Origin of the sequence: Desulfovibrio sp. ZJ369 (genome assembly GCF_011039085.1) — a bacterium.
Classification (GTDB): domain Bacteria; phylum Desulfobacterota; class Desulfovibrionia; order Desulfovibrionales; family Desulfovibrionaceae; genus Desulfovibrio.
The window spans coordinates 36417-61144 of record NZ_JAAKEI010000001.1 but is presented as its reverse complement, the minus strand read 5'-3'; the positions used below and the strand labels follow the sequence as shown (position 1 = coordinate 61144).

The 24728-nt window shown below is 60.3% G+C and carries 19 protein-coding genes and 1 tRNA gene; 7 read left to right on the top strand and 13 right to left on the bottom strand.

Annotated features, from left to right (window positions below; genetic code table 11):
• Positions 1-132: 132 nt before the first annotated feature.
• Entirely contained in the window at positions 133-1872 is a 1740-nt protein-coding gene (locus tag G7Y51_RS00260) for a methyl-accepting chemotaxis protein (RefSeq protein ID WP_165174434.1), read from the bottom strand.
• A gap of 338 nt (positions 1873-2210) precedes the next feature.
• Here G7Y51_RS00260 and G7Y51_RS00255 point away from each other — a divergent pair, with 338 nt between their 5' ends.
• The 4 genes from G7Y51_RS00255 to G7Y51_RS00240 all read left to right on the top strand — a co-directional run bounded on the left by G7Y51_RS00255 (position 2211) and on the right by G7Y51_RS00240 (position 7922).
• On the top strand, positions 2211-2483 hold the full coding sequence (locus tag G7Y51_RS00255) for a hypothetical protein (RefSeq protein WP_165174433.1): 273 nt from the start codon (positions 2211-2213) through the stop codon (positions 2481-2483).
• Between the two features lie 316 nt (positions 2484-2799).
• A complete protein-coding gene (locus tag G7Y51_RS00250; protein ID WP_165174432.1) occupies positions 2800-3906 on the top strand; it encodes a glutamate synthase in 1107 nt (368 codons plus the stop codon).
• Positions 3894-5525 (top strand): glutamate synthase-related protein, encoded by a 1632-nt coding sequence (locus tag G7Y51_RS00245; protein WP_165174431.1) that lies wholly within the window; start codon positions 3894-3896, stop codon positions 5523-5525. Before G7Y51_RS00250 ends, G7Y51_RS00245 begins: the two co-directional genes overlap by 13 nt.
• A 99-nt stretch (positions 5526-5624) precedes the next feature.
• A complete protein-coding gene (locus G7Y51_RS00240; RefSeq protein ID WP_165174430.1) occupies positions 5625-7922 on the top strand; it encodes an FAD-dependent oxidoreductase in 2298 nt (765 codons plus the stop codon).
• Between the two features lie 135 nt (positions 7923-8057).
• On the opposite strand, the gene G7Y51_RS00235 is transcribed toward G7Y51_RS00240, so the two are convergent.
• Both G7Y51_RS00235 and G7Y51_RS00230 read right to left on the bottom strand, forming a co-directional pair.
• Positions 8058-9782, bottom strand: a complete 1725-nt coding sequence (locus tag G7Y51_RS00235; protein WP_165174429.1) for an NAD-binding protein — start codon at positions 9780-9782, stop codon at positions 8058-8060.
• Positions 9783-10003: 221 nt separating this feature from the next.
• Complete coding sequence (locus tag G7Y51_RS00230) at positions 10004-10714, bottom strand: hypothetical protein (protein WP_165174428.1); 711 nt, start codon at positions 10712-10714, stop codon at positions 10004-10006.
• Positions 10715-10887: 173 nt separating this feature from the next.
• Here G7Y51_RS00230 and G7Y51_RS00225 point away from each other — a divergent pair, with 173 nt between their 5' ends.
• The gene (locus G7Y51_RS00225; protein WP_165174427.1) at positions 10888-12078 is read left to right on the top strand and encodes an HlyD family efflux transporter periplasmic adaptor subunit; all 1191 of its coding nucleotides are present in this window, start codon (positions 10888-10890) and stop codon (positions 12076-12078) included.
• Positions 12079-12165: 87 nt separating this feature from the next.
• Here G7Y51_RS00225 and G7Y51_RS00220 read toward each other — a convergent pair whose 3' ends face one another.
• Positions 12166-13920 carry a YcaO-like family protein gene (locus tag G7Y51_RS00220; protein WP_165174426.1) on the bottom strand — a complete coding sequence of 585 codons (1755 nt, stop codon included), beginning with the start codon at positions 13918-13920 and terminating at the stop codon, positions 12166-12168.
• Positions 13917-14636, bottom strand: coding sequence for a 50S ribosomal protein L11 methyltransferase (locus G7Y51_RS00215; protein ID WP_165174425.1), 720 nt, complete (start codon positions 14634-14636; stop codon positions 13917-13919). Before G7Y51_RS00215 ends, G7Y51_RS00220 begins: the two co-directional genes overlap by 4 nt.
• A 482-nt stretch (positions 14637-15118) precedes the next feature.
• Between G7Y51_RS00215 and G7Y51_RS00210 the strand changes: the two genes are divergently transcribed.
• Entirely contained in the window at positions 15119-15973 is an 855-nt protein-coding gene (locus G7Y51_RS00210; protein WP_165174424.1) for a 50S ribosomal protein L11 methyltransferase, read from the top strand.
• 159 nt (positions 15974-16132) lie between these two features.
• The gene (gene tpx, locus G7Y51_RS00205; protein WP_165174423.1) at positions 16133-16636 is read left to right on the top strand and encodes a thiol peroxidase; all 504 of its coding nucleotides are present in this window, start codon (positions 16133-16135) and stop codon (positions 16634-16636) included.
• A gap of 161 nt (positions 16637-16797) precedes the next feature.
• Here the strand turns inward: tpx and rho are convergent, their stop codons facing one another.
• From rho to ispE, 8 genes are all read right to left on the bottom strand, one after another.
• Entirely contained in the window at positions 16798-18048 is a 1251-nt protein-coding gene (gene rho, locus G7Y51_RS00200; RefSeq protein WP_165174422.1) for a transcription termination factor Rho, read from the bottom strand.
• Between the two features lie 255 nt (positions 18049-18303).
• Positions 18304-18819, bottom strand: coding sequence for a CarD family transcriptional regulator (locus G7Y51_RS00195; RefSeq protein WP_165174421.1), 516 nt, complete (start codon positions 18817-18819; stop codon positions 18304-18306).
• A 1202-nt stretch (positions 18820-20021) separates the two neighbouring features.
• The gene (gene pth / locus G7Y51_RS00190) at positions 20022-20654 is read right to left on the bottom strand and encodes an aminoacyl-tRNA hydrolase (RefSeq protein ID WP_165174420.1); all 633 of its coding nucleotides are present in this window, start codon (positions 20652-20654) and stop codon (positions 20022-20024) included.
• Positions 20644-21543: an alpha/beta fold hydrolase gene (locus G7Y51_RS00185; protein WP_165174419.1), complete on the bottom strand. Its 900-nt coding sequence runs from the start codon at positions 21541-21543 to the stop codon at positions 20644-20646. The genes pth and G7Y51_RS00185 overlap by 11 nt, the downstream gene beginning before the upstream one ends.
• Before the next feature lie 156 nt (positions 21544-21699).
• Positions 21700-22317 (bottom strand): 50S ribosomal protein L25/general stress protein Ctc, encoded by a 618-nt coding sequence (locus G7Y51_RS00180; RefSeq protein ID WP_165174418.1) that lies wholly within the window; start codon positions 22315-22317, stop codon positions 21700-21702.
• Positions 22318-22487: 170 nt separating this feature from the next.
• Positions 22488-23435 carry a ribose-phosphate pyrophosphokinase gene (locus G7Y51_RS00175; protein WP_165174417.1) on the bottom strand — a complete coding sequence of 316 codons (948 nt, stop codon included), beginning with the start codon at positions 23433-23435 and terminating at the stop codon, positions 22488-22490.
• Positions 23436-23573: 138 nt separating this feature from the next.
• Positions 23574-23648: transfer RNA gene (locus G7Y51_RS00170), tRNA-Gln, on the bottom strand.
• Between the two features lie 5 nt (positions 23649-23653).
• Positions 23654-24553 carry a 4-(cytidine 5'-diphospho)-2-C-methyl-D-erythritol kinase gene (gene ispE / locus G7Y51_RS00165; protein WP_165174416.1) on the bottom strand — a complete coding sequence of 300 codons (900 nt, stop codon included), beginning with the start codon at positions 24551-24553 and terminating at the stop codon, positions 23654-23656.
• Positions 24554-24728: the final 175 nt, after the last annotated feature.

Genomic DNA, 24728 nt, shown 5'->3' with positions numbered 1-24728 from the left:
GCTTTGACGCCCCGCGAAAAAAGGCCCCCCCGGCATAGCCGGGGGGTTCCTTTTCCTGCAAAAAAGCCGGGCGTTGCCGCCCGGCTTTTTAGAAGGGTACCGGTTGCCGGGCGAAAGCCCGGCGCGAGCGTACTAGTCGGCCTTCAAATCCTGAATGAGCGCGGTCAGGCCCTGAGCCTGGGCGGCCAGATCCGAGACGGCCTTGGCTGCTTCGGCCATGGCTTCGGCGGTCTGGCGGGACATGTCATTGACCTGCACGATGGACTGGTTGATCTCCTCGCTGGCCGCGGACTGTTCCTCGCTGGCCGCGGCAATGGCATTGACCTGATCCGCCGTGGCTTCCACGGTGGCCACGATTTCCTGCAGGGCCGCGCCAGACTGTCCGGCCAGTTCCGTGGCCTCGCCAATGCGCTGCACCGCGTTGTCCATGCCGGTCATGCTCTTGGATGTGCTTTCCTGGATGGCCTTGATGGCGTTGCCCACATCGTTGGTGGAGGCCATGGTCTTTTCAGCCAGCTTGCGCACTTCGTCGGCCACCACAGCAAAGCCTCGTCCGGCTTCGCCCGCGCGGGCGGCTTCAATGGCCGCGTTCAGGGCCAGCAGGTTGGTCTGATCCGCAATATCCGAGATAACGCCCATGATACGGGTGATGTCCTGGGCATGCTCATTGAGCTGGGACATGTCTTCCTTGAGTTCCAGAGAGAGCTGATGCACCTGCTCAATGCTGTGCACGGCCTGTTCCACCACCTGGGCCCCGGCTTCGGCCTTCTGCTTGGTTTCGGCTGAAGCCTGGGAGGCCGAACCCGCGTTTTTGGCCACTTCCTGCACCGTGGCGTTCATTTCGTTCATGGCTGTGGCCGCTTCGGAAAGGCGCTGCGCCGATTCCGCCGCGCCGCGATCCGACTGCTCAATCTGGGCCGAAAGCTGGGTGGAGGCCGAGGAGACCACGCTGCCCACCTGCTCCAGCTTGTCGGCCGCTACGAGCATGGCTTCGGTCTTGGCCTGGGCCTGCCTGCTGGCGGCCTCGGCCTTCTCCATGGCTTCCTGAGCCTTGGCCGACTGCTCCCTGGCGTTTTCCGACTCGCGCTGGGCGTTTTCAATGTTCGTCTTCAGGGCAGTGACCATTTCCACAATGGAACCGTAAACGCCCACTTTTTTGCTGCCGTCGTCAATGTCGTAATCGCCTTCCACCACGCGGTGCGCAACGGAGTTGAGCGCGCCGGGATCCTTGCCCAGCTGGCGCATGGTCGTGCGCACGATAAACCAGGTCAGGGCCACGGCGATCAATATGGCCCCGACGATCAGAACAATGCTGGTCATACGCGAAGAATCGTACATGGCGTCGGTTTGGGCGTCGATCTGTTGGGTGACGTCCTGGAGCGTTTTGACCATCTCATCCAGAGCCGTGCTCATTCTTACATACTGCGCCATTGATTCGCCCTTCAGGGCCGTAATGGCTTCCTCGGTGCGCAACTGGGTCGAAAGGGCGACCACCTCTTTGGATTCTTCCCTGTACGCCTCCCGGGCCGCCAGATAGCTCTGGAAGACTTTCCTGACTTGCGGCCTGATGATCAGGCCTTCAATGATTTTGATGCTTTCCGCGATCTCCTTTGCCAGGGCCTGCATATTTGCTTCATGCTCCCGCATATCCGCCGGCTGGGTGGCGTAGATATGCCGGTTTTCCGCCAGGCGGTATTCCGAGGCCGCGTTGTTGAGGATGCCCACCTGCTCTTCCAGGGGAATCTGGCGCTCGATCAGTTCCGCGGACACATCGTTGAGTTTGGCCATCTGCTGAAGCAGATAGATGCCCAAGCCTGCGATCAGGATAACCAGAACCCCCATGCTCAACGTAAGTTGTGTCGACAGCTTCATGAACAATCTCCTTTCTGAATGCGGGCTATGCCGCAAGGTTAAGATATCTTTTGCGCATCACGAAAAAAGCCGCGCGCTCAGCCCGGAGACCTGGGGCAATCGCGCAGCCTGGGCACAACGCAAGAAGAACAGGGAATACGCCGCCACTCTCTCTCGCGCGCGGCGCGCAAAGCCCTGCCGCAACGGCCCTCCAGGCCGGCCGGACCGGGAACCTGCTGCAAAGAAGGCGTAGAAAACATAGAGTAGTGCGAGTGCATGGCTTTTCCCTGAAAAAATTCCCGGCGCAAGCGCGGGGCCAAAAAGCGGCAAAATGTGTCGCGCCGCCCGATCATGCGGAGATGGAAGTACTTATCGGTACTTCGTTTATTATCTTAAGTCCAGAAGCTATTTTTTATTCAAATTGGGCGGATACGCTTGTCATTTGCGAAACGCCCGCTCCGGTTCAAAGGGAAATTGCCCTGAAAAAAACCGGCCAGGACGCAGACTTTGCAAGCCGCCCGGCCCCTTGTCAAGCACGCGCCGCTGCCGGCATGTACCCGCGTGCCAGGCTCATTGCTCATGTCTCTCTTTTGTTGCGCGGGGCAAAATTTTTTTCTTGCCTATCCTCATGATTTATTGCAGAATTTTTTCACCCCCCCCAGTAGAGTGGCCCGCAGCCGTCCTGAGCGGCAAAATCCTGCCGGTCCTGTACTGTAGAGCGCGGCGTTCCGTTTCGGAACGCTGGCAAGTCTGAAACGTACGCTCATTCTTATCCTGAAATCTGTGCCGTTGTTGTGACGGTCGGCTGTTTTGCAGGCAAGCGCAGGCCTGTGCCTGTTATGCGCGTTGCTTTGCCGCCGCGGCGGCCGCCGGGCCTGTGCCGGGACGCGGCAAGCCTGCCCCCCCTCCGCAGGGGGAGCATTTCAGAAACAGTGAGGGAGAAAGCGTATGTGCAGAATAGGTTCCATCAAGAGCAAAAGCCCGGTGCATCCTTCCGTGGCGCTCAATCTCATGCTGCCGCAGCAGGAAGGGCACGACAATTCGGGCTTTGCCCTGGTCATGCAGGATCTGGACGGCGTGTTCGGCCACTACAAGGACAAGCCCCTGCTTTCGCTGGCCTGCACGCCCCAGGGCGTGCAGCTGGTCAACGATTATATGGAGGAAAAGGGTTTCGTGCAGGTGGCGCAATGGGTTCCGGACGTGGACAGGCAGCCCGGCCTGAAGATTGAAGCCATGCCGCGTTATGTCTTTCGCAATTACGAGTACCCTGAAATTTACCGCTACCGCAGCCCGGAGGAGCGCGAGGATCTGCTTTTGGACACGCGCCTGGCCCTGCGCGGCCTGCTGGACGAGGGCAACAACGGCTTTGTCTATTCGTTCTGGCCCGACGTGCTGACCCTCAAGGAAATCGGGGACCCGGCGGATATCGCGGCCTATTTCCGGCTCTGGAACGACGACGGCCGCCTTACGGCCCGCAATATTCTGGCCCAGTGCCGCCAGAACACCAATTACGACATTGTGCGCTACGCGGCGCATCCTTTCTTTTTGCAGGGCTATACGCTCTGCGCCAACGGCGAGAACACCTTTTTCACCAGGAACAAGGAATTTCAGAAATCCCTGCACAGGGGCTACATCGGCTTTGAGTCAGACTCGCAGAATTTCCTCTATACCCTGCATTATGTGCTGCATGAACTGCACTGGCCCATCAGCTATTATAAGCATGTGATCACGCCCCTGCCTTTTGTGGAGGTCGAAAAGCGCCCGGATCGCAAGGTGCTTGAGCTTATCCGCGAATCCCTGACGCATCTGGAAATCAACGGCCCCAACGCGATCATCGGCCTGCTGCCCGACGGGCGGATGATCGCCTGTTGCGACTCCAAAAAACTGCGGCCCCTGGTGCTGGGCGGCGACGACGGCATGCTGGCCGTATCCTCGGAGGTTTGCGGCCTGAACGCCGTTTTGCCGCGCCGCGACGCGGCGCGCGACATCTACCCGCATGAGCGGGAAATGCTGGTCATTGACAACGATCTGGCGGTGCGGCGATGGAATCAGTAAAAACCCAGGATTTGGGCATCAACGATCTGCCCTGGAAGATCGAGTATCATGCGCAACGCTGCACCATGTGCGGCAGTTGCGTGGCGGCCTGCACCTTCAATGCCATTGAGGTCCACGTCTCGCGCCGCAGCGTGACTGTCTCGCGCAAGGCTTTTCCCGATCCCGCGCCCGAACATCTGGCCCGGCCCGTGATCCGGCAGAAGGCCGACATCGGGCACGCCTGCGTGGGGTGCGGCATGTGTGAGAAAATCTGCCCCAATGGCGCCATCCGGCCGGTACGCAACCCCGATAACCGCTTTTCCCTGCTGGCCCGCGCGCAGGGGCCCATCAAGCGGGGCGGCCGCAGCAATCTGGCCATGCCGCGCACCCTGGACGCCATCGTGGTGGGGCGCATCAGCCAGATGACCGATCCGGCCCTGGATTCGGAGCGGCATACCTTCGACATCCGCGCGCCTCTGGGCCGGGTGATGCTGGCCCGGGAGCTGCCCCTGCGCGTGGACGGCCACAGTCTGGTGCTCAGCGGGCGCACGCCGCCGGTGCGCTGGATCTATCCGGTCATTTTCAGCGATATGAGCATCGGCGCATTGTCCGCCAGGGCCTGGGAGGCTCTGGCCCTGGCCACGGCGTATCTTAATGAAAAATGCGGCCTGCCCGTGCGCATGAGTTCGGGCGAGGGCGGCATGCCCGGCAAGCTGCTGGAATCCGAGCAGCTCAAGTACATGATCTTGCAGATCGCTTCCGGGCATTTTGGCTGGAACCGGATTGTGAAGGCCCTGCCCAGAATGAAAACCGACCCGGCCGGGGTGCTGATCAAGATCGGCCAGGGGGCCAAGCCCGGCGACGGCGGTCTGCTGCCCGCGGCCAAGGTTGCGCCGCATATCCAGGCCATCCGGGGCGTGCCCAGGGCCACCCTGCATTCGCCGCCCAACCATCAGGGGCTTTATTCCATTGAGGAGTCGGTGCAGAAAATGCACCTCTCGCTCAACGCGGCCTTTGGCTTCCGTGTGCCCGTGGCCATCAAGTGCGCGGCCTCGGCAACGTCGGTCTCGGTCTACAACAATCTGCTGCGCGATCCCTACAGGATTTGCGGCGGCTTTTTTCTGGACGGCATCCAGGGCGGCACGGGCGCGGCCAATGAGATCTCGCTGGAGCATACCGGCCATCCCATTGTCTCCAAGCTGCGCGACTGCTATCAGGCCGCCGTGTCCCAGGGCTTGCAGGGGCAGATCCCGCTCTGGGCGGGCGGCGGCATCGGCATGAGCGGCAATGCGGCGGCCGACGCCTTTAAAATGATCTGTCTGGGCGCCAACGGCGTGATCATGGGCAAGATCCTGATCCAGTTGCTGGGCTGCGTGGGCAACGAGCATGGCCGCTGCAACGCCTGCAACAGCGGCAAATGCCCTACGGGCATCTGCACCCAGGATCCGCGCCTGGTCAAACGCCTGGACGTGGACCGGGGCGCGCAGAACATTGTTGACTATATGCTGACCTTTGACGCGGAGCTGCGCAAACTGCTCGCCCCGGCGGGCAACAGTTCGCTGCCGGTGGGGCGGTCCGACGCCCTGGTCTCCACAGACAAGGCCGTGGCGGACAAGCTGGGCATTGCCTATGCCTGCTAGCGCCCGTCTCTCCATGCGGGCCCGGCTTCCCGCCGGGGCGCGGAGAGTATTGGTACGCGGCATCATTGCGTGGATGCAGATACGAAGAAGGAGAAAACCATGCTGCGCGTAAGCACGGTGCACAATCACGAACGCATGTCCACCCAGGATCTGCTCTTGTCCGTTGAGGCGGCGGTGGAGCGGGGCGAGACGGAATTTTACATTGAGGCTTCGGGCCAGCACGACATCGGCGGCCCGCTTTGGAACAGGGACGGCAAAAAGCTGACCTTCACGGTCAGCAATCCGGGCCAGCGCGTGGGCTCCATGTGCCTGCCCGGCACGGAAGTGCTGGTGCAGGGCCCGGCCCCTGCCGATGTGGGCTGGTTGAACGCCGGGGGGCGCATTGTGGTGCGCGGCGACGCCGGGGACACGGCCGCCCATTGCGCCGCGGCCGGCAAGATCCTCATCGGCGGCCGCGCGGGCACGCGCTCCGGCTCGCTGATGAAGCACGATCCGCTCTATGAGCCGCCCGAACTCTGGGTGCTCAAGAGCGTGGGCAGTTTTTCCTTTGAGTTCATGGGCGGCGGCAGGGCCGTGGTCTGCGGCTGGGAGTGTGAGACGCTGCCTTCGGTGCTGGGCGAGCGATCCTGCGTGGGCATGGTGGGCGGCGTGATCTATTTTCGCGGGCCTGTGGGCTCTCTGCCGCCGGAAGTGCGCGTCAGCCCGCTGGACGAGGCGGACAGGGAATATCTCAATGCCGGGCTGGATGATTTTCTGATCGCCATTGACCGGCCCGAATTGCGCAAAGATCTGGCGGTCTGGCAGCACTGGCAAAAAATCACGCCCCTGCCGTTCCAGGAGCGCGAAACCAATGAGACGCCGGGCCTTGCCCGCTATCGCGCCGAGGAATGGGTCAAAGGCGGCATTTTCAGCGATGTCTGCGCCGACGACTTTGCGGTCAACGGTCTGGTTGCCCGCGGCGACGGCCGCCTGCGCGTGCCTGTCTGGGAAAATGCGCGCTTTGCCGCGCCCTGCGAGTTTCATTGCCCGGCCGCCATCCCCAGCCAGCGCCGTTTCAACCTGCTGCGTGACGGCAGGATTGAAGAGGCATACCGCCTGGTGCTTGACTATACGCCCTTTCCGGGCTCGGTCTGCGGCAGCGTCTGCCCCAATCCCTGTATGCAGGGCTGCACGCGCGGCAGCCTGGACAGCCCGGTGCAGATCAACAAACTGGGCGCCTGTTCCGCGGATGTGCAACTGCCCCGGCCCCAAAAGCGCGGCAACAGGCATCCGGGCGTGATCGGCGGCGGCGTGGGCGGTCTTACGGCCGCCTGGCAACTGGCCCGCCTGGGGCACGAGGTCACGGTCTACGAAGCTGACGCCCGCATGGGCGGCAAGCTTGAGCAGGTCATTCCACGCCAGCGTCTGGATCATGATCTGCTGCTCAGGGAACTCAGGCGCATTGAGGACATGGGCGTGCATTTTGTGACCAATTACCGCGTGGACGCCGCGCGCTTCACAGAGCTGCGTCAGAAGCATGACGCCCTGATCCTGGCCACGGGCGGCCATCTGCCGCGCATTTTCCCCTGGCCGGGCCATGAAAGGAGCATCGGCTGCCTGGATTTTCTGAAGGCCGTGAACCGCGGCGAACGGCCCCCCGTGCCGCAAAGCGTGGTGGTCATCGGCTGCGGCAACGCGGGCATGGACGCGGCTGCCGCGGCCTTTGCCCTGGGCGCGCGCCAGGTGACCTGCATCGACGTGCAAAAGCCCGCGGCCTTTGCCCATGAGATCGCCCATATCGAAAGCCTGGGCGGCAAGCTGATCTGGCCCGTGCAGACCAGAGAAATCACGGACAAGGGGGTGATCGCCCAGGACGGCAGGCTGATCCCCGGCCAGATGGTGATCGTCGCCGTGGGCGAGTCGCCGGATCTTTCCTATCTGCCGGAGGGGGTGGAAAAATTTCGCGACTGGCTTGCGCCCGGAGCGGATCTGAGCGTCATGGACGGCGTGTTCGCGGCGGGCGACGTGATCAGGCCGGGCTTGCTGGCTCACGCCATCGGCACGGGCCGTCAGGCCGCGCTGGCCGCGGATGCCTGGCTGCGCGGCGAAAGGCGGCCGCCCGCGCAAAGGCAGCCTGTGCCTGCCGCCCGCCTGCACACGGCCTATTTCACCACATGCCATAGGGCGGACCTGCCCGCGCCACGGGAGGATTTCACGCGTTGCCTCAGTTGCGGCGCCTGCCGGGATTGTAAAATGTGCCTGGCATCCTGCCCGGAAAAGGCCATTGACCGCAGGGAATTGGCCTCAGGCGCTTTTGAGTATGTCTCGGATCCCGGTCGCTGCATCGGCTGCGGCATCTGCGCGGGTGTCTGCCCCTGCGGCATCTGGAGCATGCGCGCCAACGCGGAACTGTGTTAGAGCGTTTTAGAGCGTTTTGCTAATTTCATTAGCAAAACGCTCTAATGAGGGCTAACCCCAGGGCGCAAAGCCGTCGGCCTGCTTTGCGCGCGAGGTTGCACGCTCAGGCTTTGGGCGCGGCAGGCGCGCCCTGCCTTACTCCGTGAGATCCGCGTCGCGCCCGAAGGTTTCGTAAAAGGCCTTTTCCGCCTGAGAGTCGCCGATGAGATACATTTCATCGCCTTCCTCAAAGACCTGATCCGGATCCGGGTTGATGTGCATCGTGCCGCTGGCGTCGCGCAGCGCCAGCACGCTGCAATGCGTGCCGCTGCGGATGCCGCTGCCCATGAGCGCCTTTCCGGCCAGGCTTTTGCCCACGGTGCTGCGGAAGATGTTCAATCCTTCATTGACCATCAGCACTTTGCCCGGCGAGAGCAGGTTGATGATGCTGTTGGTGACCATAGAAGCCAGCGACAGGACCAGATCCGCTCCGGCCGCGTGCAGAATGTTCACATTGCGATCCAGGGTGGCGCGGCTGATGATCTGGATATCCGGGCGCAGGCGGCGGCAGTACAGGGTCAGATAGATATTGGTGTCATCGTCGTGCGTGGTGATCAGCACCGAAGGCGCGGTGCGGATGCCCGCCTGCTCCAGCACCCCCAGATCCGCCGCGTCCCCGACAATGAGATGATTTCGGGCAACGCCGCTTTTGAACTTTTTGTCCACGATGCGGTATTCGCGTTTACTGGCCGCCAACTGCCGGGCCGCGGCCTGACCAACCCTCCCGCAGCCCAGGATCACTACAGGGGCGTCGTTGGCGTCTTCCGTTCCTGAAGCGCAGGGGCCGAGCAGAAGATCCACGGCCGTGATCTGCCGTCTGGTTCCCGCAATCACCATGACCATTGTGTCCGTGAACACGGTATCCGGCGCGGGAAGGACAAACTTGCCCCGCTCCCACAGCCCGACCACGTTGGCCCCTGTGGCTTTGCGCAGGCCGCACTCACGCAGGGATTTCCCCACCAAAGGCGTGCGCATGACCGGGGCCTCGGCCACCACCAGCTTGTTATAGCGGCTGATCACGCTGGAGCGCGCCCTGGCGTTGAGCACGCGGCGCGCCAGCGCCTCGCCCAGCAGTTTGTGAAACTGATACACATGCGTGCTGCCCGCCAGAAGCAAAATATCAATGGCGTCATCGCTCTGGGCGCCGACCACGATGGGCACCTGCGCGTCCACGTCGCGGGCCGTGAAAACAATGCTGGTATTGCGCATGTCGTTGTCCAGGGCCACCAGCATGGCGGCCTGGGGCAGCCGCAGATTGCGGTAAACTTCGCTGTGATCATGCTCGCCCACCACCGCGTCGTAGCCCTGATCCAGCAGTTCCAGGGTGGTGGGGCTGTCGTGGCAGAGCAGCACGCAGCGCGCGCCGTAATTTTTCAGATCGTCCACCAGATTGAGCGCAATGGGGCTGGCGTTGACCACAATGATATGCCCCTTGGCCTCCTGCGGAATGGAGCGGGGCGTGTGCCCTTTTTTTTGCGCTTCCAGCCACGGCGCGTAAAAAAACTGGATAAAGGTGAACGGCAGCATGACCAGCAGCAGAAAAACGCCGGACATGAGCACCACAATGGAAAATATGCGCCCCAGATCCGAGGTGAAGGTAATATCGCCGAAGCCCAGGGTGGACATGACCGTAAGTGTCCAGTAAACGCCGGTCACCCAGGTATAGCTGCGGCCCTCATACTGCATGATGAAGTGAAAAAGAATGCTGTACAGGACGATAAGCCCCAGCAGCATGGCAAAAAAACGCAGCAGAAATTCTATGTTGCGGCGTGTGCTGCGCTGCTGCATGAAAAGAGCGATTTGTGAGGAAATAAATTTCATCGTACTCTTATCAGGAAAGGGCTTGTGCTGGAAACAGATCCGAATTTTTTTAGCAGCCTTGCACTACAATGCACTCCGGAACATTTTCCGGTGGAGGAGAGCCGGTTTCAATCGGGATCAACCTGAAAAAAACCGCGCGGGACACGTTCCAACAGCCGGATGGCTTTGCCGAAGTCTCTTTTCGTGCCGGGCAAACGGGACTTTTTTCAGGGCGTCCCGCCTCAAAGATTGCGTTCTTCAATCCCGCTTCGGGCTGCCGGAGCTTTTTTGCTTGGCGGCGCTGTAACGGGCTGCAAGCCGGGCACCACGTCCTGCACCACAGTGGGCGGAGCCAGAGGATCCGCCGCGGCGCGCTCAATGACTTTGCTGTCGCGCACATACAGGTTGCAGGCCAGGCCGAAGCATTCGTACACAGCGGCAACCGTGCCCTTGAGCGGCTCGCGCTCATGGCGCGGCGGGGGCACCAGCAGATAATAGGTGCGGGTGCGGCCGCCGTTTTTGGGTTCCGCCAGGCAAGAGACGATCCATTCGTCCTGGCCGTCGTTGTTCCAATCGGCAATGGCAATCATATTGAGCGTGAGTTTCCGGGCGGGCTGGTCTATGCTGAAGCCGTTGGGCCAGTGTTTGACCCGGCCTTGCGGCTGGAGCGCGGCAAAACTTTCCCCCGGAAAGACGTCTCCGGCATCGCCGAGCATAAATGCGGGCGAAAGACGGCGGAAAAGCGTCTCGCCGTAATCGCTGAAGCCCGCCAGAGAAAAGGAGGCCAGATAGGAGCCGTCATTGTCCAGCAGTCCGCGAGCCTGAAGTTCGTGCCGCATCTGCCGGGCCATGCGGATGAATTGATCTTTTTCCACCACGACCACGGGCCTGGTGGCACAACCGAAAAGCAGGCCGCCCAGACAGAGCAGAGCGGCAAGGCGCATGCGGAACATAGTTTCTCCTGTGGCGAGTTCCGCCGGGCTTTATCCGGCCGAACGGTCTCGCAAGCCCTGCCTTTGTATGCGTCCGCGGGCGACTTGTAAAGGCTGCCCTGCCTGCGTAGCTGGTACAATATCTGCATACTTGAGCGCGGGATCTTTTGGCGGCTTGATGCAGCGAGGTTTTTATGGCGGAATTACTCTATCTGGAAATGCCGGCGCGGAAAAAATCCCTTGCGGCGCGTTTGTTGCGGCTGTCCGTGCTCATGAGCGCGTTGGCGGCGCTTTTGCTGGGCCTCTCCTGGTGGTGGCTGGCAAGCGGCCGCGTCGACAGCGTCTGGGGCATGCTGGACGGCATGATTTACACGGTTTCCCCGGATTTTTCAGGCCACCTTGCGGAAATCAATGTGCGCGAGGGGGAGCGTGTGGAGGCGCGTCAGCCTGTGGCGCGCATGGACGCCGACGCTTTTGCCCGGCAGTTGCGCCGGGCCGGGCAGGAGGCTGCCGGGCTGAGGCCGCCGGACATGCAGGAAACCGCGGCCCGTGTCAAGCAGGCTCAGGAAGCGGAAAAAGACATGGTTCTGCGGCTTGCCCAGGCCCGTCATGAAGAAGAAGCCATGCGCGCGCGGCGCGATGAGCGCGTGACCGAGCATGTCCGCGCCCAGCTCGCTTTGCGTTCGCTGGACAGTCAGGGCGGCGAGCGCATGGTGGGAAAATCCCGCTACGCAACGGCCCGTCGCGCTGAAGCAGAAGCCCGCGCCCGCATGCAGAGCGCAAAGGACGAATTTGAGCAGGCCAGCAGGGTGCGCGCGGCTCTGGATCAGGAATTGGGCCGGGTTCGCGATGAAATACTCAGGGCCAGGCAATGGGCCTCCCGCAACCGCTATGCCCCTGCCGCCGTTGCCGGGCCATCCACGGAACCCCTGCCCGCGCAGGTGGACGACAGGCTCTACGCGCCTGTAAGCGGACGTGTGCTGCGCGCGCTTGCCGCGTCCGGGCAAATACTGCAACGCGGCGATCCGGTTATGCTGATTCTGCCTGAGGGTTCGGATCGGACGCAGGCTTTTTGGGTCTTGGCCTGTTTTCCTTTGGAGTCGCAGCAGAATATCAAGGTGGGGCAGACCTGCGACGTGCGGCTGACTGCCGGGGGCGAGACGGTGCGCGGCCAGGTGGCCGAAGTGCTTGCGCCGCAGCCCCTGCCCGCCGGGCAATCGGCCAAAGCCACGGCACAGGCGGACAAAACGACATTCACCGGGGCAACGCTTTTTTTGCCTGCCCGCATAACCCTTGCCGATCTGCCCGCGGATCCCCCCATGCCGGGCAGTCCGGCTTCCTGCGTGGTGAAAACGCGCAGCATTTTCGGCTTCAGCGGTTTTTGAGCAGCTTTGCCTGCCGGGGCATTGGGCCGCCACGCCTCTCACAGAGGCATAGTGCTTTTGAAACGCCTGCTCCGGGCTTAGAGCGGTTTAGCTGATTTCATCAGCAGAACGCTCTAATTCCTGCAGGTGGCGGCGGGCAAAGTCCAGGGAGGGATCAATCTCCAGCGCGGCCTGCAAGTGCCGCGCGGCTTCCTCTTTCTGCCCCAGGAATTTATGGCAGAGGCCCAGATTGGCCAGATCCAGGGCCGAGCCCTTATCCACTTTGAGCACAGCCGCAAAGGCCTCGGCCGCCTCGGCGTAGCGCCCGGTCTTGAAGCGCGCCACGCCCAGCAGATTGCCGTATTCTTTCATCTCAGGGCAGAGTTCGACGGCATGGGCCAGGGCGGGCAACGCTTCCTGCCAGCGCTCTTGCAGGGTGTCGACATAGCCGGCGTAAAAAGCGGCCAGAGCCGCGGAGTCGGCATCGGGCTGCAAGGGCAGGGCCGTGTTGAACAGCTCGCGCGCGGCGTCCCACTGTTGGGCCCGCAAGGCCAGCATGCCCCGGAAAAAGGGCAGAAAATGCGCCTGCGGATAACATTCTTCCAGGACGTTCAGGCCGGCCGCGGCTTCCCTGGCATCCGCCTCTTCAGCCAGTTTTCGGCCCACGAAAAGCCCCAGGCTCTGGTTGCGGTCCCGTTCCCGGAAGGCCAGGCCGGGAGCCATGCAATAATGGGCCGGTATGCCCAGACGCGGATGCGTGGTTTCCACGGCATAGACTTCCAGAGGCGCAAGGCCGCGCAGGGCGGCCTGCAACTCGCGGCAGATATCCTCGTCTTCCACGCCGGGCAGATCCGTCAGCGCTGCTTTCGGCCCGTCCAGAAGCCAGGCGGTTTCTTCCAGGCGGCTGAACTTGGGAAGCCCGGAGGCCTCGTAACAGGCATTGGTGCAGAAATCCCCGGCCAGCTGGGCCACTTCGGTGACAGCGCGGATGGCGGCTTTGGCCGGAGAGGAGGCCGTGCCCGCGGTAAAGACGATTTCCGAGCTTTGAGGGAAGGTGGCCGGATCCCAGGCCAGAGCCGCCACTGTGGGCAGGGGCATGCCCAGGGAAAAATCCTTGAGAATCAGCCGGATGCCTTCACGTTCAAATGCCCGCAGCAAATCCCCCAGCGCGGGATCCGTCACGCTTGCCGTGTCAATGGTCGGCGTGCGCAGGCGCTCGCGATCCACCCGGCAGCACACATGCCGCTCAACCAGTTCGCTCAAGCCCTGCAAAAGCGATTCTTCCGCGCTGTTGCCCGCCGAGGTGCCGTTGAACTCGCTGAGCAGCTTGAACCAGTCCAGGGGCAGCCATACGGTGCGGCCGCTTTGCAGGTGGGTGGCCGGATAAAAAAGCCAGGACGCGAGATCGAGCACCCGCCGGGCCTGTGGCAGGCCAAGCGGATCGTCCACCGAGCGCAGCATGGCCTCCAGGGGCAGCAGATCCTTGCCGAAGCGGGCTTCGGCCTGGCTCCAGGTGGCGCGGATCATATGCGGCCGCTCCTGCCAGAAGCTGAAAAACGCAAAGCGCTCCATCAGCTCCATGAGCGCCGAGGCCTGGGCCTGTTCCGGCGAGGAGCCCTTGCCCATCTGTTTGCGGGTGGGCATGATCGCGCGCGCGTCCGCGCCGCAAACGCTCAGATAGACGGGAATGCCCAGCCGTCCCGCGTCCACGCGGCGGGTTTGCGCCAGAATGTCCAGATCCGCGGCTGCCAGCCGTTGTTGCACTCGGCTGATGGTTTGCACCGGGCTGACGGCTTTGTCCAGATCCCTGGTGTACGCTTTGGGACAGGAACGGAGGCGAATTTTTGGCGTATTCCGGCTCATGGACGCTCCAGGATCAAAACAGTGTACAGGCGGCGTTGCTCCCGGCCTTCCTCGTCCCGGCTTTTGACGCCCACGCGGCCTTCCGTGACCCTGAAGGATTTGGCCGCCAGTTTGGCGAAATGCGGTTTGGCGCGGGCCATGTCCGTGCAGAACAGAGCCTTGCCGCCGGGGGCCAGGTGACGGGCCGTGAATTTCAGCAAAGGCCCGTGAAGCTCGTCCAGGTAAAGGATCTCGGAAGCGGCGATCCGATCAAACATCGGGCTGAAGCGCGGGTCCCTGCCGGGCGCGGTCACATCCACATGGCAGACGTCCACGCGATCATCCAGATGATTGCGCAACACATTGGCCCTGGCAAAACGCAACGCGTCTTCCTGCACATCGCTGAGAACAATGCGCGAAAATCCGTAGCGCGCGGCGATCAGGCTCAAAATGCCGCAGCCCGCTCCCAGCTCCAGCAGGCTTTTCCCCTCCGGCTCATAGTTGCGCAGCAGCCGGCCGAGCACGAAAGAAGCGGGCCAGACCTTGGCCCAGAGCGGCAAATCCTTAAGCGGATTGCGTATGGCGCGTCTATGCAGCAGCTTGTCCAGATGCGCCTGCATATTGTGGATGGTCAGAACCTGCAACGTGTCGCCATCCACCTGCAAGGGCTCGAAATCCACGTCAAAGGTGCGCCGGATAGCGGCGAGAAGTGTGTCGAGATCTTCCGTCTGCGCCATGGTGCTTCCTTAGAGCATTTTTTGATTGAAAATATCCATTTTCAATCACTGCGCTGCCATCATTTCGCGTCCAGAACGCGGTCTGGACGCTCACTCGGCGCGGGCGTCCGCTCCCGCGGCCGCCAGAGCGGTTTAGCTGATTTCATTAGCAAACCGCTCTAAAAAAGCCGGAATATGTCGTGCAGTTGAATTTTTATTCATATCCGGGTTTTCAAGGCAGATCAATGCTTCATTTCTTGTGCGGGCAGGGATTTCAGGGCCTTTCGCTTTTTGCGCCGCCCCTGTGCGTTCCCCCGCGGCTTTGGGCCGTTCTTGTCTTCAGGGGAGACGGCGTGTACTCTCTCCTTGGTACGGCAAAAAATCTCTGATGTGCTGCAAGCAGCTGATCCGGCTACCCCGAATCGGACGCCCCTGCCCCGCGGCCGGAGGATGTGAACTTTTTTCAGGCTTACACTGTACTGGATAAGGAAGGAGCAGGGCGGATGAAAAATACATTGCGCCTGGATATTCTGGCGCGGGAAGAAGATATCGACAGAATCACCGGCGTACTGACCTTGTGCGTTACGTTCGGCTGGGAAGAGGAAAGCCTGCCCACCGGCGAAACGCGATTTCGTGTTCATTGCGATCAGCCCGGCTTTATGCGGGATTTGCAGAGCCGGATCACGGGCTGCGCGCCTGAGGCCCAATGCCTGCTGGAAGAGCTGGAAGAACAGGATTGGCTGGCAGCCTGGCGGCAATTTTTCACGCCGGTATGCTGCGGATCGCGCTTTGTGGTCTTGCCTCCGTGGCTGGCTCAAAGCCCGGATTTTCCGGGCCGCACGCATCTGCTCATTGAACCCAAAAGCGCTTTCGGCACCGGGCATCACGCCACCACGGCGCTTTGCCTGAAGGTGCTGAGCGACCTTCTGGATCAGGGGCGCTTGCTGCCCGGGCAGAGTTTTCTGGATCTGGGCACCGGCTCCGGCGTGCTGGGCATTGCCTGCTGCAAAAGCGGTCTTGCCGGTCTGGGCCTGGATATTGATCCTCTGGCCGTGGACAATGCCCTGGAAAACCGCCTGCTGAATGCCGCCGACGGCTTTGAGCCGAGCCTTGGAAGCATGGAGGCTGTCGCCGGGCGGACTTTTGATCTGGTAGTGGCCAATATTCTGGCCCGGCCCCTTATTGAGCTTGCGCCGGCCATTGCCGCAGCCTGCAAACCGGGCGGCAGCCTGATTCTTTCCGGCCTGCTGGAGATTCAGGCGGACGGGGTGGAAGCCGCCTATCAGGCCCAGGGCTTGCCGGTTGCGCGCCGTGCCCGCCAGGGCGAATGGTGCGCCCTGGTCTGGCAGCAGCTGTGAAACAGGCGCAGGCTGCGGGCAAAGCTCGCCACCAGTCTTGGCAGCAGGGCAGGCGCATCGCATGCGCCAGCCCTGCTCTTGTCAGGAATCATTGTTGACAAATAAAGCCCGCTGAGGCAGGCTGAGTAAAAATTTGCATAAGTAGAAGGAGTTTCAGATATGAATACTGTCACATTTCAGGGCAAGCCGCTGCATCTTGAAGGCAGGCAGCCCGACCAGGGGCGCAAAGCCCCTGACTTCACTGCGGCCGCCAATGATTTAAGCCCGCGCGGACTCAAAGACTATGCCGGAAAGGTGCTTGTGCTGCTCAGTGTGCCTTCTCTGGACACGCCGGTGTGCGACATGGAGGTGCGCCGTTTCAACACCGAGGCCGCCAGGCTTTCCGATAAGGTGCGCATTGTGGCTGTGAGTTGTGATCTGCCTTTTGCCCAGGCCCGCTGGTGCGGCGCAGCCGGAGTCCAGGCCGTGGAAACGCTTTCCGATTACAAAGACACGGAGTTCGGCAAAAACTACGGCGTGCTGATCGAGGAATTGCGTCTGCTGGCCCGCGCCATCTTCGTGGTGGGGCCTGACGGAACGCTGGCTTACAGCCAGATTGTTCCGGAAGTGACTGACGAGCCTGATTATGACGCGGCCCTGGCGGCCGTCAAAAAACTGGTGTAAAGCCGGCCTGACTGGTTCCCTTGCCGATTGTTTTGCCGCTGCACGGCAGAACAATCGGCATTTTACGATAGTAGAGCGTTTTGCTAATTCCATTAGCAAAACGCTCTAACTAGTAAGTGCAATAATTTTGTTATGTTATCATAAACGCCATATATGAAATCCTACTTGCCCATGGCGTTCATGAAATCCTTATTGGATTTGGTGGCACGCATTTTGTCCAGCAAGAATTCCATGCTGTCGATGGAAGACATGGGCGCCAGAATTTTGCGCAATATCCACACGCGGTTGAGCACGTCGTCGGCCAGGAGCAGATCTTCCTTGCGGGTACCGGTACGGTTGATGTCGATGGCCGGGAATACACGCTTCTCTGAAAGATGCCGGTCAAGGTAAATTTCCATATTGCCGGTGCCCTTGAATTCTTCAAAAATCACTTCATCCATGCGTGAGCCGGTGTCGATCAGCGCTGTGGCAATGATGGTCAGGCTGCCGCCTTCCTCGATGTTCCGGGCCGCGCCGAAAAAGCGCTTGGGACGCTGCAGGGCGTTGGCGTCCAGGCCGCCTGAAAGCACGCGGCCCGACGAGGGCGTGACCGCGTTGTAAGCGCGGCTCAGGCGGGTAATGGAATCAAGCAGGATGACCACGTCGCGCTTGCGTTCCACCAGCCGTTTGGCCTTTTCCAGCACCATCTCGCAGACCTGCACATGGCGCTGCGGCGGCTCGTCAAAGGTTGAACTGATCACTTCCGCTTTTTTGACCGTGCGCTCCATGTCCGTGACTTCTTCCGGGCGCTCGTCAATGAGCAGAACAATGAGGTAGACGTCGGGGTTGTTGGCATTGATGGCGTTGGCCAGGGACTGGAGCAGGATGGTTTTGCCGGTGCGCGGCGGCGCGACAATCAGGCCGCGCTGTCCGCAGCCGATGGGGGCCATGAGGTCGATGACCCGGTTGGAAAGATTTTTCTCGCCGTTTTCCATGACGAGTTGCTGATTGGGATAGATAGGCGTGAGATTGTCGAAGAGAACCAGGTTTTTGGCGTGTTCCGGCGGCTCAAAGCCGATTTCGGTCACTTTGAGCAGAGCGAAGTAGCGTTCCCCCTCCTTGGGCGGCCTGATTTGCCCGGCGACAATGTCGCCCTTGCGAAGAGCAAAGCGGCGAATCTGGGATGGGGAAACGTAAATATCGTCCGGGCCGGGCATGTAACTGCAAAGAGGCGAGCGCAAAAAGCCGAAGCCGTCCGGCAGGATTTCCAGCACGCCGTCGCCGTAAATTGAGCCGTTTTGTGAAGCACAGGTGGAAAGCAGGGCAAAAATGATCTCCTGCTTGCGCATGGAACTGGCATTTTCAATTTCAAACTGTTCCGCCAACTCCATGAGCTCTTGCATGCTGCGGGTTTTCAGAACTGTGAGGCTCATGACGCTGTCTGTCAACAGTGCGGTGGTAGTTTTCTTTTTGCGCATAACAATCCGGTTTTTTTGAAGAGAATAGATAATACAACATGCACAATGCCGAATGGCATTGTAATACTGGGGGCGGATGGTAAGGGGACAAAGAAGACGTGTGCAAAGCGATTAGCGCATCTTTGTCATTATGGCAAGAAAAAAATAGAGCGCCGACCAAACCAACGCTCAGGCATTGCAGCGCCCATGCTCCGGGTGACGATTCGAGCGTCAGTTGGCTACAGCCTCGGACGCAAGCGGCGGCGCATAGATTTCAAGCAGTTCCTCGCGCAAGGCTTCTTCGCTGAGTTGCAGCACTTCCGCCAGTTCCCCGGTCACAAGGCACATAGCCTGCTCCTGCAGGCGTCGCTCGCCGAAAGAAAGCTCTTTGACGCGCCCGATGAGCAGCAGTTCACGCAAAACTTCACTGACCACCGCAAGTTCCGGACTTTTCAGGCGTTCGGAATACTCCCGAAAACGCCGGTTCCAATTCTGGCCGGTATAGATGATCTTGTCCGTCTCGGCATATAAAGAATCAAGGATCCGCCTGGCTTCCTCCGGTGAAGTAAGTTTGCGCAGTCCCACATTGGCGGCATTATTCACCGGGACCATCAGCGTAATGTTATTGGCGCGAATACGCACAATGTAGAATTGACATGCAATGCCGCCGATATTCTGCCGGTCAATGCGTTCAATTTTTCCAAGCCCCTGTGCCGGGTAAACGACGAGATCATCCGGTGTAAACATGATTTCACCACACGCCCCAAAGGGACGCCGCTGCTGAGCTGGCGCAGGTAACGGCTGCGCATCTTGGATGCCTGTCCTCCTTGAGAAGATTTTTTCTCAAGCGGGCAACCTTCCCGGACGGCGACGACAGCAAAGTGCTGCCGTTGCTTCAGGCCTGAAAGACTCCTTCCAAACCTCCGGGGATAAGGCATTCGTAAAAACGGCAAAATACTCTCTTGCTGACTCCCGGCCTTTTCGCCCTGAGAAAGCCCGGTCTGCCCTTGCGGCAGCGAGCCACGCCAGGGGTCTCTCTACATTGGTCCTTGCTGTAGCCGCAGGCGAGCTGGCGAGCGGCACGGATAAAGGCAGCACTTGGCTTGCACCGGGCTTTGCCCAAGGAAACCGCTGTCGCTGTTTGCATGCCGCTACGCGGCGACGCCGCTTTCACGCCAGCAGGCAGTTTCAACGTGAAGCCGCTCTATGCACAGATCCGGACGCCGATAAGCGAGAGTTGACTGCCGGCGACGCCTGCGGCGCGCGTGCGGCTCAGCCTTGGTGCATAAGCGTTTATCGACTTTGCCGCCGGGGAGTATGTCGGCGCCTGATGACGCGTGCAGCGACGAACGGGCCTGAAGTTCGACAGTTGCTGACTCATGGAAAAATCAGCAATACGCAAAGGGAGTTGAAAGTCATGTTTGGGAAGTTATGGATACAAATATCCACTCTTCAGAAAACATATCCCAACCGCGGCCGGGAGTCCAGAGAAAAAAACGTATGCGCATGCGTCCCGCAACAAGGGCTTCTAGGGCCTGTTAGCACTATCCTGCGCATTCTCAACTATTTTAAAGAGTTCAACGAGAATCCTTTCCCCGGCAGAATTACGAGGCAGTGTTCCGAAAAAACAAGGTTTTTTCTGATAAGCGTGAACAGGCCCTAGAGCAATTTCACTTTGAAATTGCTCTGGCGGCCGCGGGAGCGGACGCCCGCGCCGAATGAGCGTCCAGACCGCGTTGCGGTAGCCGTTAGCAAGCTTTGCTTGCTTGCGCCAGCCGTTGGCGAGTCTGCGAGCCTTACGGATGGCGACAGCGGTTTCGTTGCATGTTTTTTGTGGTAACTAATTGCTGTCTCCATCCGTAGCTTCCTTCGTCGCAACGGCTGAAGCCTGGACGCGAAATGATGGCAGCGCCGCTTTTGAAATTGAATAATTTCAAAAGCAAAATGCTCTATTTGCTCTTGCCCGGCTGTTCCGCTTTTTTGCGGGGCGCAGCGCCGCGCGCCTGTCGCATTGCGGCCTCCAGGCCTTTGTCGGCAAAAACGAACAGGGTCTCAAGCGCTTTGGGCATGGCTTCTCGCAAATGTTCGGCATCCTCGGCATCAGGCCGGCCGAGTACCCAGTTAAGCACATTTCCCTTGTGCTGAGGGCGGCCGATGCCAATGCGCAGGCGGTAAAAATCCGGGGTGCCGAGCAGTTCGGTGATGGATTTGAGTCCATTATGCCCCGCATTGCCGCCGCCCAGCTTGAAGCGCAGTTCCCCGGCCGGGATGTCAAGTTCATCGTGGACCACAAGAAGCTGATTCGGCGTGAGCTTGTGCCATGCCAGCAAGGGCTGCACGCATTGCCCGCTCAGATTCATGAATGTCAGCGGCCTGGCCGCAAGCCAGGCGCCTTTCAGGCGGGGCAGGCGCAGCCGCCAGAGTTCACAGGAAAATTTGCCGCCATTGCATTCCGTGACCTGACCTTCGCGTTCCGCTTCCTGCACCAGCGCCGAGACCAGGGCAAAGCCGCAGTTGTGGCGGGTGCCCTGGTAACGCGGACCGGGGTTGCCCAGCCCGACCACTATGCCGCTATATTCCATCTTTTGCACCTTCCGCGGGGCATGACGTTTCCAAATGCAGGGGCAGGCCCAAACCCGCGCAGGCCGCTGCGGCGATTCGCGCCGTATAGCGGCAGAGCGCAAGGTTCAACGCGGCAAGATGACCGCCGCCGGGCAACCAGATCAATTGTTTTTGCGGCGCATGCAAAAACCTGAATGTAGAGCTGGCCAGAGCGGGAGTGAACAAGGCGTCATCCCTGGCATTGAAAAAAAACAGCGGGCATTGCAGATGCCGTGACAAACGGGCATTGAACAAACTGGCCACATAGCTCAGGGGATAACTTACTCGGCTTTTCTGCCTGTTCATGCGTATGTGGCGCGCGTTTGCGCTGACCCGCCTCAAGGAAAGATAGGCAGACACAGGCAAAGGCAAACGAGGCAGCCAGCGGGCCAGGGCGTTGAGCCAGGTCATAAGCGCGTCGCGTCGGGAGCCCAACGCCCGGAAAAGAGTCAGCTCAATGGCTTCGGGCCGCTGCGGCAGTATGCCGCAAATGGGAAAGGCCGCTGTCAGCCGCCTGGAGGCCGCGGCGTGCGCCAGCGTCAGAATGCCGCCCTGGCTGTGGCCGCAAACGGCAATCTGCGCAAAACCGGCATTGCGCAGCCATTCTTCGGCATCAAGGCCGTCTTGCAGGAGATCCTCAAAGCTGAATCTTACGGAGTGCGGATTGAGACCGTGGCCGGTCAAATGCAGTCCGGCTACTGCAAAGCCTGCCTCGTGCAAGGCGGCAAGCATGGGCCGGTATTGAATGGGCGAGAGCATGGTGCCGGGATAAAAGAGCATCAGCCCGGCTTCGGCATTGGGCCAGAGCTCAATGGTCACGCAACGCCCATCGCGCTTCAATGTGGTATAGCTGATTTCACGTTCCCGCATGGCAATGCATACTACCCTAGAGCATTTTTTGATTGAAAATGAATATGTTCAATCAAAAAATGCTCTAAGATTATACAATCTCAAAGGTAATCTGCTCCAAAAAGGAGGCCGGTTCCCAAAAAGGAACCGGCCTGCGCAAAATGGGGGAAAGCCGCATTACTCGGCCGCGGCAGCGGCTCCTTCCGCAGCGCCTTCTTCCGCATCATCCTTGGATTTTGCCAGCACGCTGACCACGGCAAAGTTGTGATCATACACGGCCGACACATTGGCAGGCAACTGCAGATCTTCCACAGTGAGGGTATCATTGATATCCATGTCGGACACGTCAATGGTGATTTTCTGGGGCATATCCATGGGCTTGCTGCTCAAGCGGATGCTTTCATGGTAGGTTTCCAGAACGCCGCCCAACTTGACGCCGCGCGAAACGCCGATGAATTCGAGGGGCACATCCACCTTGACGTCCTTATGCAGATCCACCCCGTAAAAATCTATGTGCGTGAAGCATTTTTTGTAAGGATGGCGTTGCACCTGCCAGATCAGCACGGGGTATGTGCTTTTTTGCCCGTTTTCGTCGATTTCAAGGTTAAACACCGTCGTGTGACCCATTTCGTCATACATTTTTTCCAGCGGCAGCGCAGGCGCCTGCACAGCGATGTTTTCGCCCTTGCCTGTGTAAAACACGCCGGGGATCAATTTTTTGGCGCGCAAGCGGCCGCTGGGGCCTTTGCCGCAACCCTCGCGCTTTTGCACGCTCAACGTTTTTTCAATGTTCATGGTCCACTCCTTGGCTTACCGCCGCCTGAAACGTGCGGAAAAAGTTCTGATGCGCAGTTGCCGTTCCCTTGCGGGACGGTACGTTGTCCGAATCCGTGGAAAAGCGCGTCGTGCCGTTTTGGGCCGCAATGACGGCCAGGCAGGGCGTGCCTGTTCACAATTCACATCCGCTACACAAACAACACGCTTACGGATGAGCCGGTATGGATGTTGTGAATGGTTTTGCCCAGAAGCGCCGCCACGGAAATAATCCGCAGCTTGGGGCAGCGCTCCAGTTTGTCGCCCAGGGGAATGGTGTCCGTGACAAAAACCTGGGAGAGCGCTTCGGTGGCATTAATGCGATCAATGGCCGGCCCGGAAAGAACCGGATGCGTCGCGCAGGCCACGATTTTCGTGGCGCCGTATTTGAGCAGCACCTCAGCACCGGCGCAAAGCGTGCCCGCGGTATCGATCATGTCGTCCACCACAATGGCCAGGCGACCTTCCACGTCGCCGATGACATGCATGGCCTGGGCCTGATTGGGCCGGTCGCGGCGTTTATCGACAATCGCCAGGGGCGCGTTGAGCCTTTTTGCATAGGCGCGCGCGCGTTCCACGCCTCCGGCGTCCGGTGAGACAATGACGAGCTTGTCCTCATTGAGCTGGCGCAAAGCGTCAAGCATAACCGGCACGGCAAAGAGATTGTCCACAGGGCAGTTGAAAAAGCCCTGGATCTGGCCCGCGTGCAGATCAATGGTGACAACGCGTTCAGCGCCGGCCACACTGATGAAATCCGAGACTACTTTTGCGCTGATAGGCGCGCGGGGGCTGACTTTGCGATCCTGGCGGGCATAGGCGTAATAGGGAATCACTGCCGTGATCCGCCCGGCGCTTGCCCGTTTGAGCGCGTCCAGCATCAGACAGAGCTGCACAAGATTGCGGTTGACCGCCGGCGGGCAGGTGGGCTGGACCACAAAAACGTCGTCCCCGCGCACATTGTCGCCGATCTCAATGCGCAGCTCCCCATCGCTGAACGTGGTGGCGAGCGTGGGAGTAAGCTGGCAGCCCAGATGATCGCAAATGGCCTTTGCCAGATCCGGATTGGACGAGCCGGTGACGATTTTCAGGTCGCTGAACATGGGGCCGCCTTGCTTGTGCGCCAAAGGGCGATTAAAACCGAAAAGCTCCGTCTGTCATGGCCGGAAGAGCCCGGCCGGGGCAAGCCTCTGTGCCGGGCGTTTTCGCCGTTAGCACGGCACTGTCGCAGGAGCAAGGTATGGCTGGGATGGAAGGGTTCGAACCTTCGAATGACGGAGCCAAAACCCGTTGCCTTACCACTTGGCTACATCCCAGTACGTCACAACTGCAGCAGAAAAACGCGTCTTTTCTCTTTCCGCAACGCTTCCGCAGCCTTGGCGGCCAGCGCGGCTTCAGCGCGACCGAACACGCCAACGATGCTGGATCCGCTGCCGCTCATGCAGGCCGCGTCAGCCCCCAGACGCAACAGATCCGCCTTGATGGCCGCCAGCTGCGGATACCGGGGAAACACGGCGGCCTCCAGATCGTTGCCGATCTCCCGGAGGGACCAGGCGTCCGCGGCTTCGCTGCCCCCCGGTCCCGGGAGAGAAGTTCCATTAGCCTTGCAGGGGCGCTTTGTCAAGCTCTTTTGCGCGGCAGTCGCTGTCGGAGCCGCGCAAAGCTCGTCATAGCGGGCAAAAGCCCAGGAGGTGCTGACAGAGATATCCGGGCAGACCAGCACCAGACGGTAGCCTGAAAAATCATGGGCAAGGGGCGTCAGCCTTTCGCCTATGCCGCGCACCCGGCAGGGAGAATGTTGCAGGAAAAAGGGGGTATCCGCGCCCACCCGCAGAGCGATTTCAATCAAGCCCGCCTGATTGAAAGGCCTGGTGAGCCGACTGTTGAGCCAGAGCAGCAGAGCGGCCGCATCGCTGCTTCCCCCGCCGAGGCCGGCCCCCACCGGAATGCCCTTTTTCAGTTCCAGCTCAATGCCGGGAGCGCCGCCCGCTGCTTCGGCAAAAGCCGCGTACGCCCTGGTCAGGGTATTGCATGTGAGATCAATGCCCGGGGCGTTGCAGCGAAGAATGAGCCCCGGCTTCTCCAAAAGGCTGATGCCGAGATGATCGCAGGGGCTTGGCAGGGGATAGAAAAAGGAGTCCAGCTCGTGATAGCCGTCAGCCCGCACGCCCGTGACGCGCAGACCCAGATTGACTTTGCAACCCGCTGTGATGTGGATCATGGGCTGATTCCTTAGAGTATTTTTTTTGATTGAAAATATCCATTTTCAATCACTTCGCTGCCATCATTTCGCGTCCAGAACGCGGTCTGGACGCTCATTCGGCGCGGGCGCCAGCTAACGCTGTCGCCAGAGCGTTTAGCTAATTTCATTAGCAAAACGCTCTAAATGCGGCCGG

Coding starts and splice junctions, on each gene's coding strand:
- G7Y51_RS00175 (WP_165174417.1), bottom strand. CDS start 23,435: ATGTTCAGCGACCTGAAAATCGTCACCGGCTCGTCCAATCCGGATCTG.
- tpx (WP_165174423.1), top strand. CDS start 16,133: ATGAATACTGTCACATTTCAGGGCAAGCCGCTGCATCTTGAAGGCAGG.
- G7Y51_RS00210 (WP_165174424.1), top strand. CDS start 15,119: ATGAAAAATACATTGCGCCTGGATATTCTGGCGCGGGAAGAAGATATC.
- G7Y51_RS00215 (WP_165174425.1), bottom strand. CDS start 14,636: ATGGCGCAGACGGAAGATCTCGACACACTTCTCGCCGCTATCCGGCGC.
- G7Y51_RS00240 (WP_165174430.1), top strand. CDS start 5,625: ATGCTGCGCGTAAGCACGGTGCACAATCACGAACGCATGTCCACCCAG.
- G7Y51_RS00230 (WP_165174428.1), bottom strand. CDS start 10,714: ATGTTCCGCATGCGCCTTGCCGCTCTGCTCTGTCTGGGCGGCCTGCTT.
- G7Y51_RS00235 (WP_165174429.1), bottom strand. CDS start 9,782: ATGAAATTTATTTCCTCACAAATCGCTCTTTTCATGCAGCAGCGCAGC.
- G7Y51_RS00260 (WP_165174434.1), bottom strand. CDS start 1,872: ATGAAGCTGTCGACACAACTTACGTTGAGCATGGGGGTTCTGGTTATC.
- G7Y51_RS00245 (WP_165174431.1), top strand. CDS start 3,894: ATGGAATCAGTAAAAACCCAGGATTTGGGCATCAACGATCTGCCCTGG.
- G7Y51_RS00220 (WP_165174426.1), bottom strand. CDS start 13,920: ATGAGCCGGAATACGCCAAAAATTCGCCTCCGTTCCTGTCCCAAAGCG.
- G7Y51_RS00185 (WP_165174419.1), bottom strand. CDS start 21,543: ATGCGGGAACGTGAAATCAGCTATACCACATTGAAGCGCGATGGGCGT.
- G7Y51_RS00195 (WP_165174421.1), bottom strand. CDS start 18,819: ATGTTTACACCGGATGATCTCGTCGTTTACCCGGCACAGGGGCTTGGA.
- ispE (WP_165174416.1), bottom strand. CDS start 24,553: ATGATCCACATCACAGCGGGTTGCAAAGTCAATCTGGGTCTGCGCGTC.
- G7Y51_RS00180 (WP_165174418.1), bottom strand. CDS start 22,317: ATGAACATTGAAAAAACGTTGAGCGTGCAAAAGCGCGAGGGTTGCGGC.
- G7Y51_RS00255 (WP_165174433.1), top strand. CDS start 2,211: ATGGAAGTACTTATCGGTACTTCGTTTATTATCTTAAGTCCAGAAGCT.
- G7Y51_RS00250 (WP_165174432.1), top strand. CDS start 2,800: ATGTGCAGAATAGGTTCCATCAAGAGCAAAAGCCCGGTGCATCCTTCC.
- G7Y51_RS00225 (WP_165174427.1), top strand. CDS start 10,888: ATGGCGGAATTACTCTATCTGGAAATGCCGGCGCGGAAAAAATCCCTT.
- rho (WP_165174422.1), bottom strand. CDS start 18,048: ATGAGCCTCACAGTTCTGAAAACCCGCAGCATGCAAGAGCTCATGGAG.
- pth (WP_165174420.1), bottom strand. CDS start 20,654: ATGGAATATAGCGGCATAGTGGTCGGGCTGGGCAACCCCGGTCCGCGT.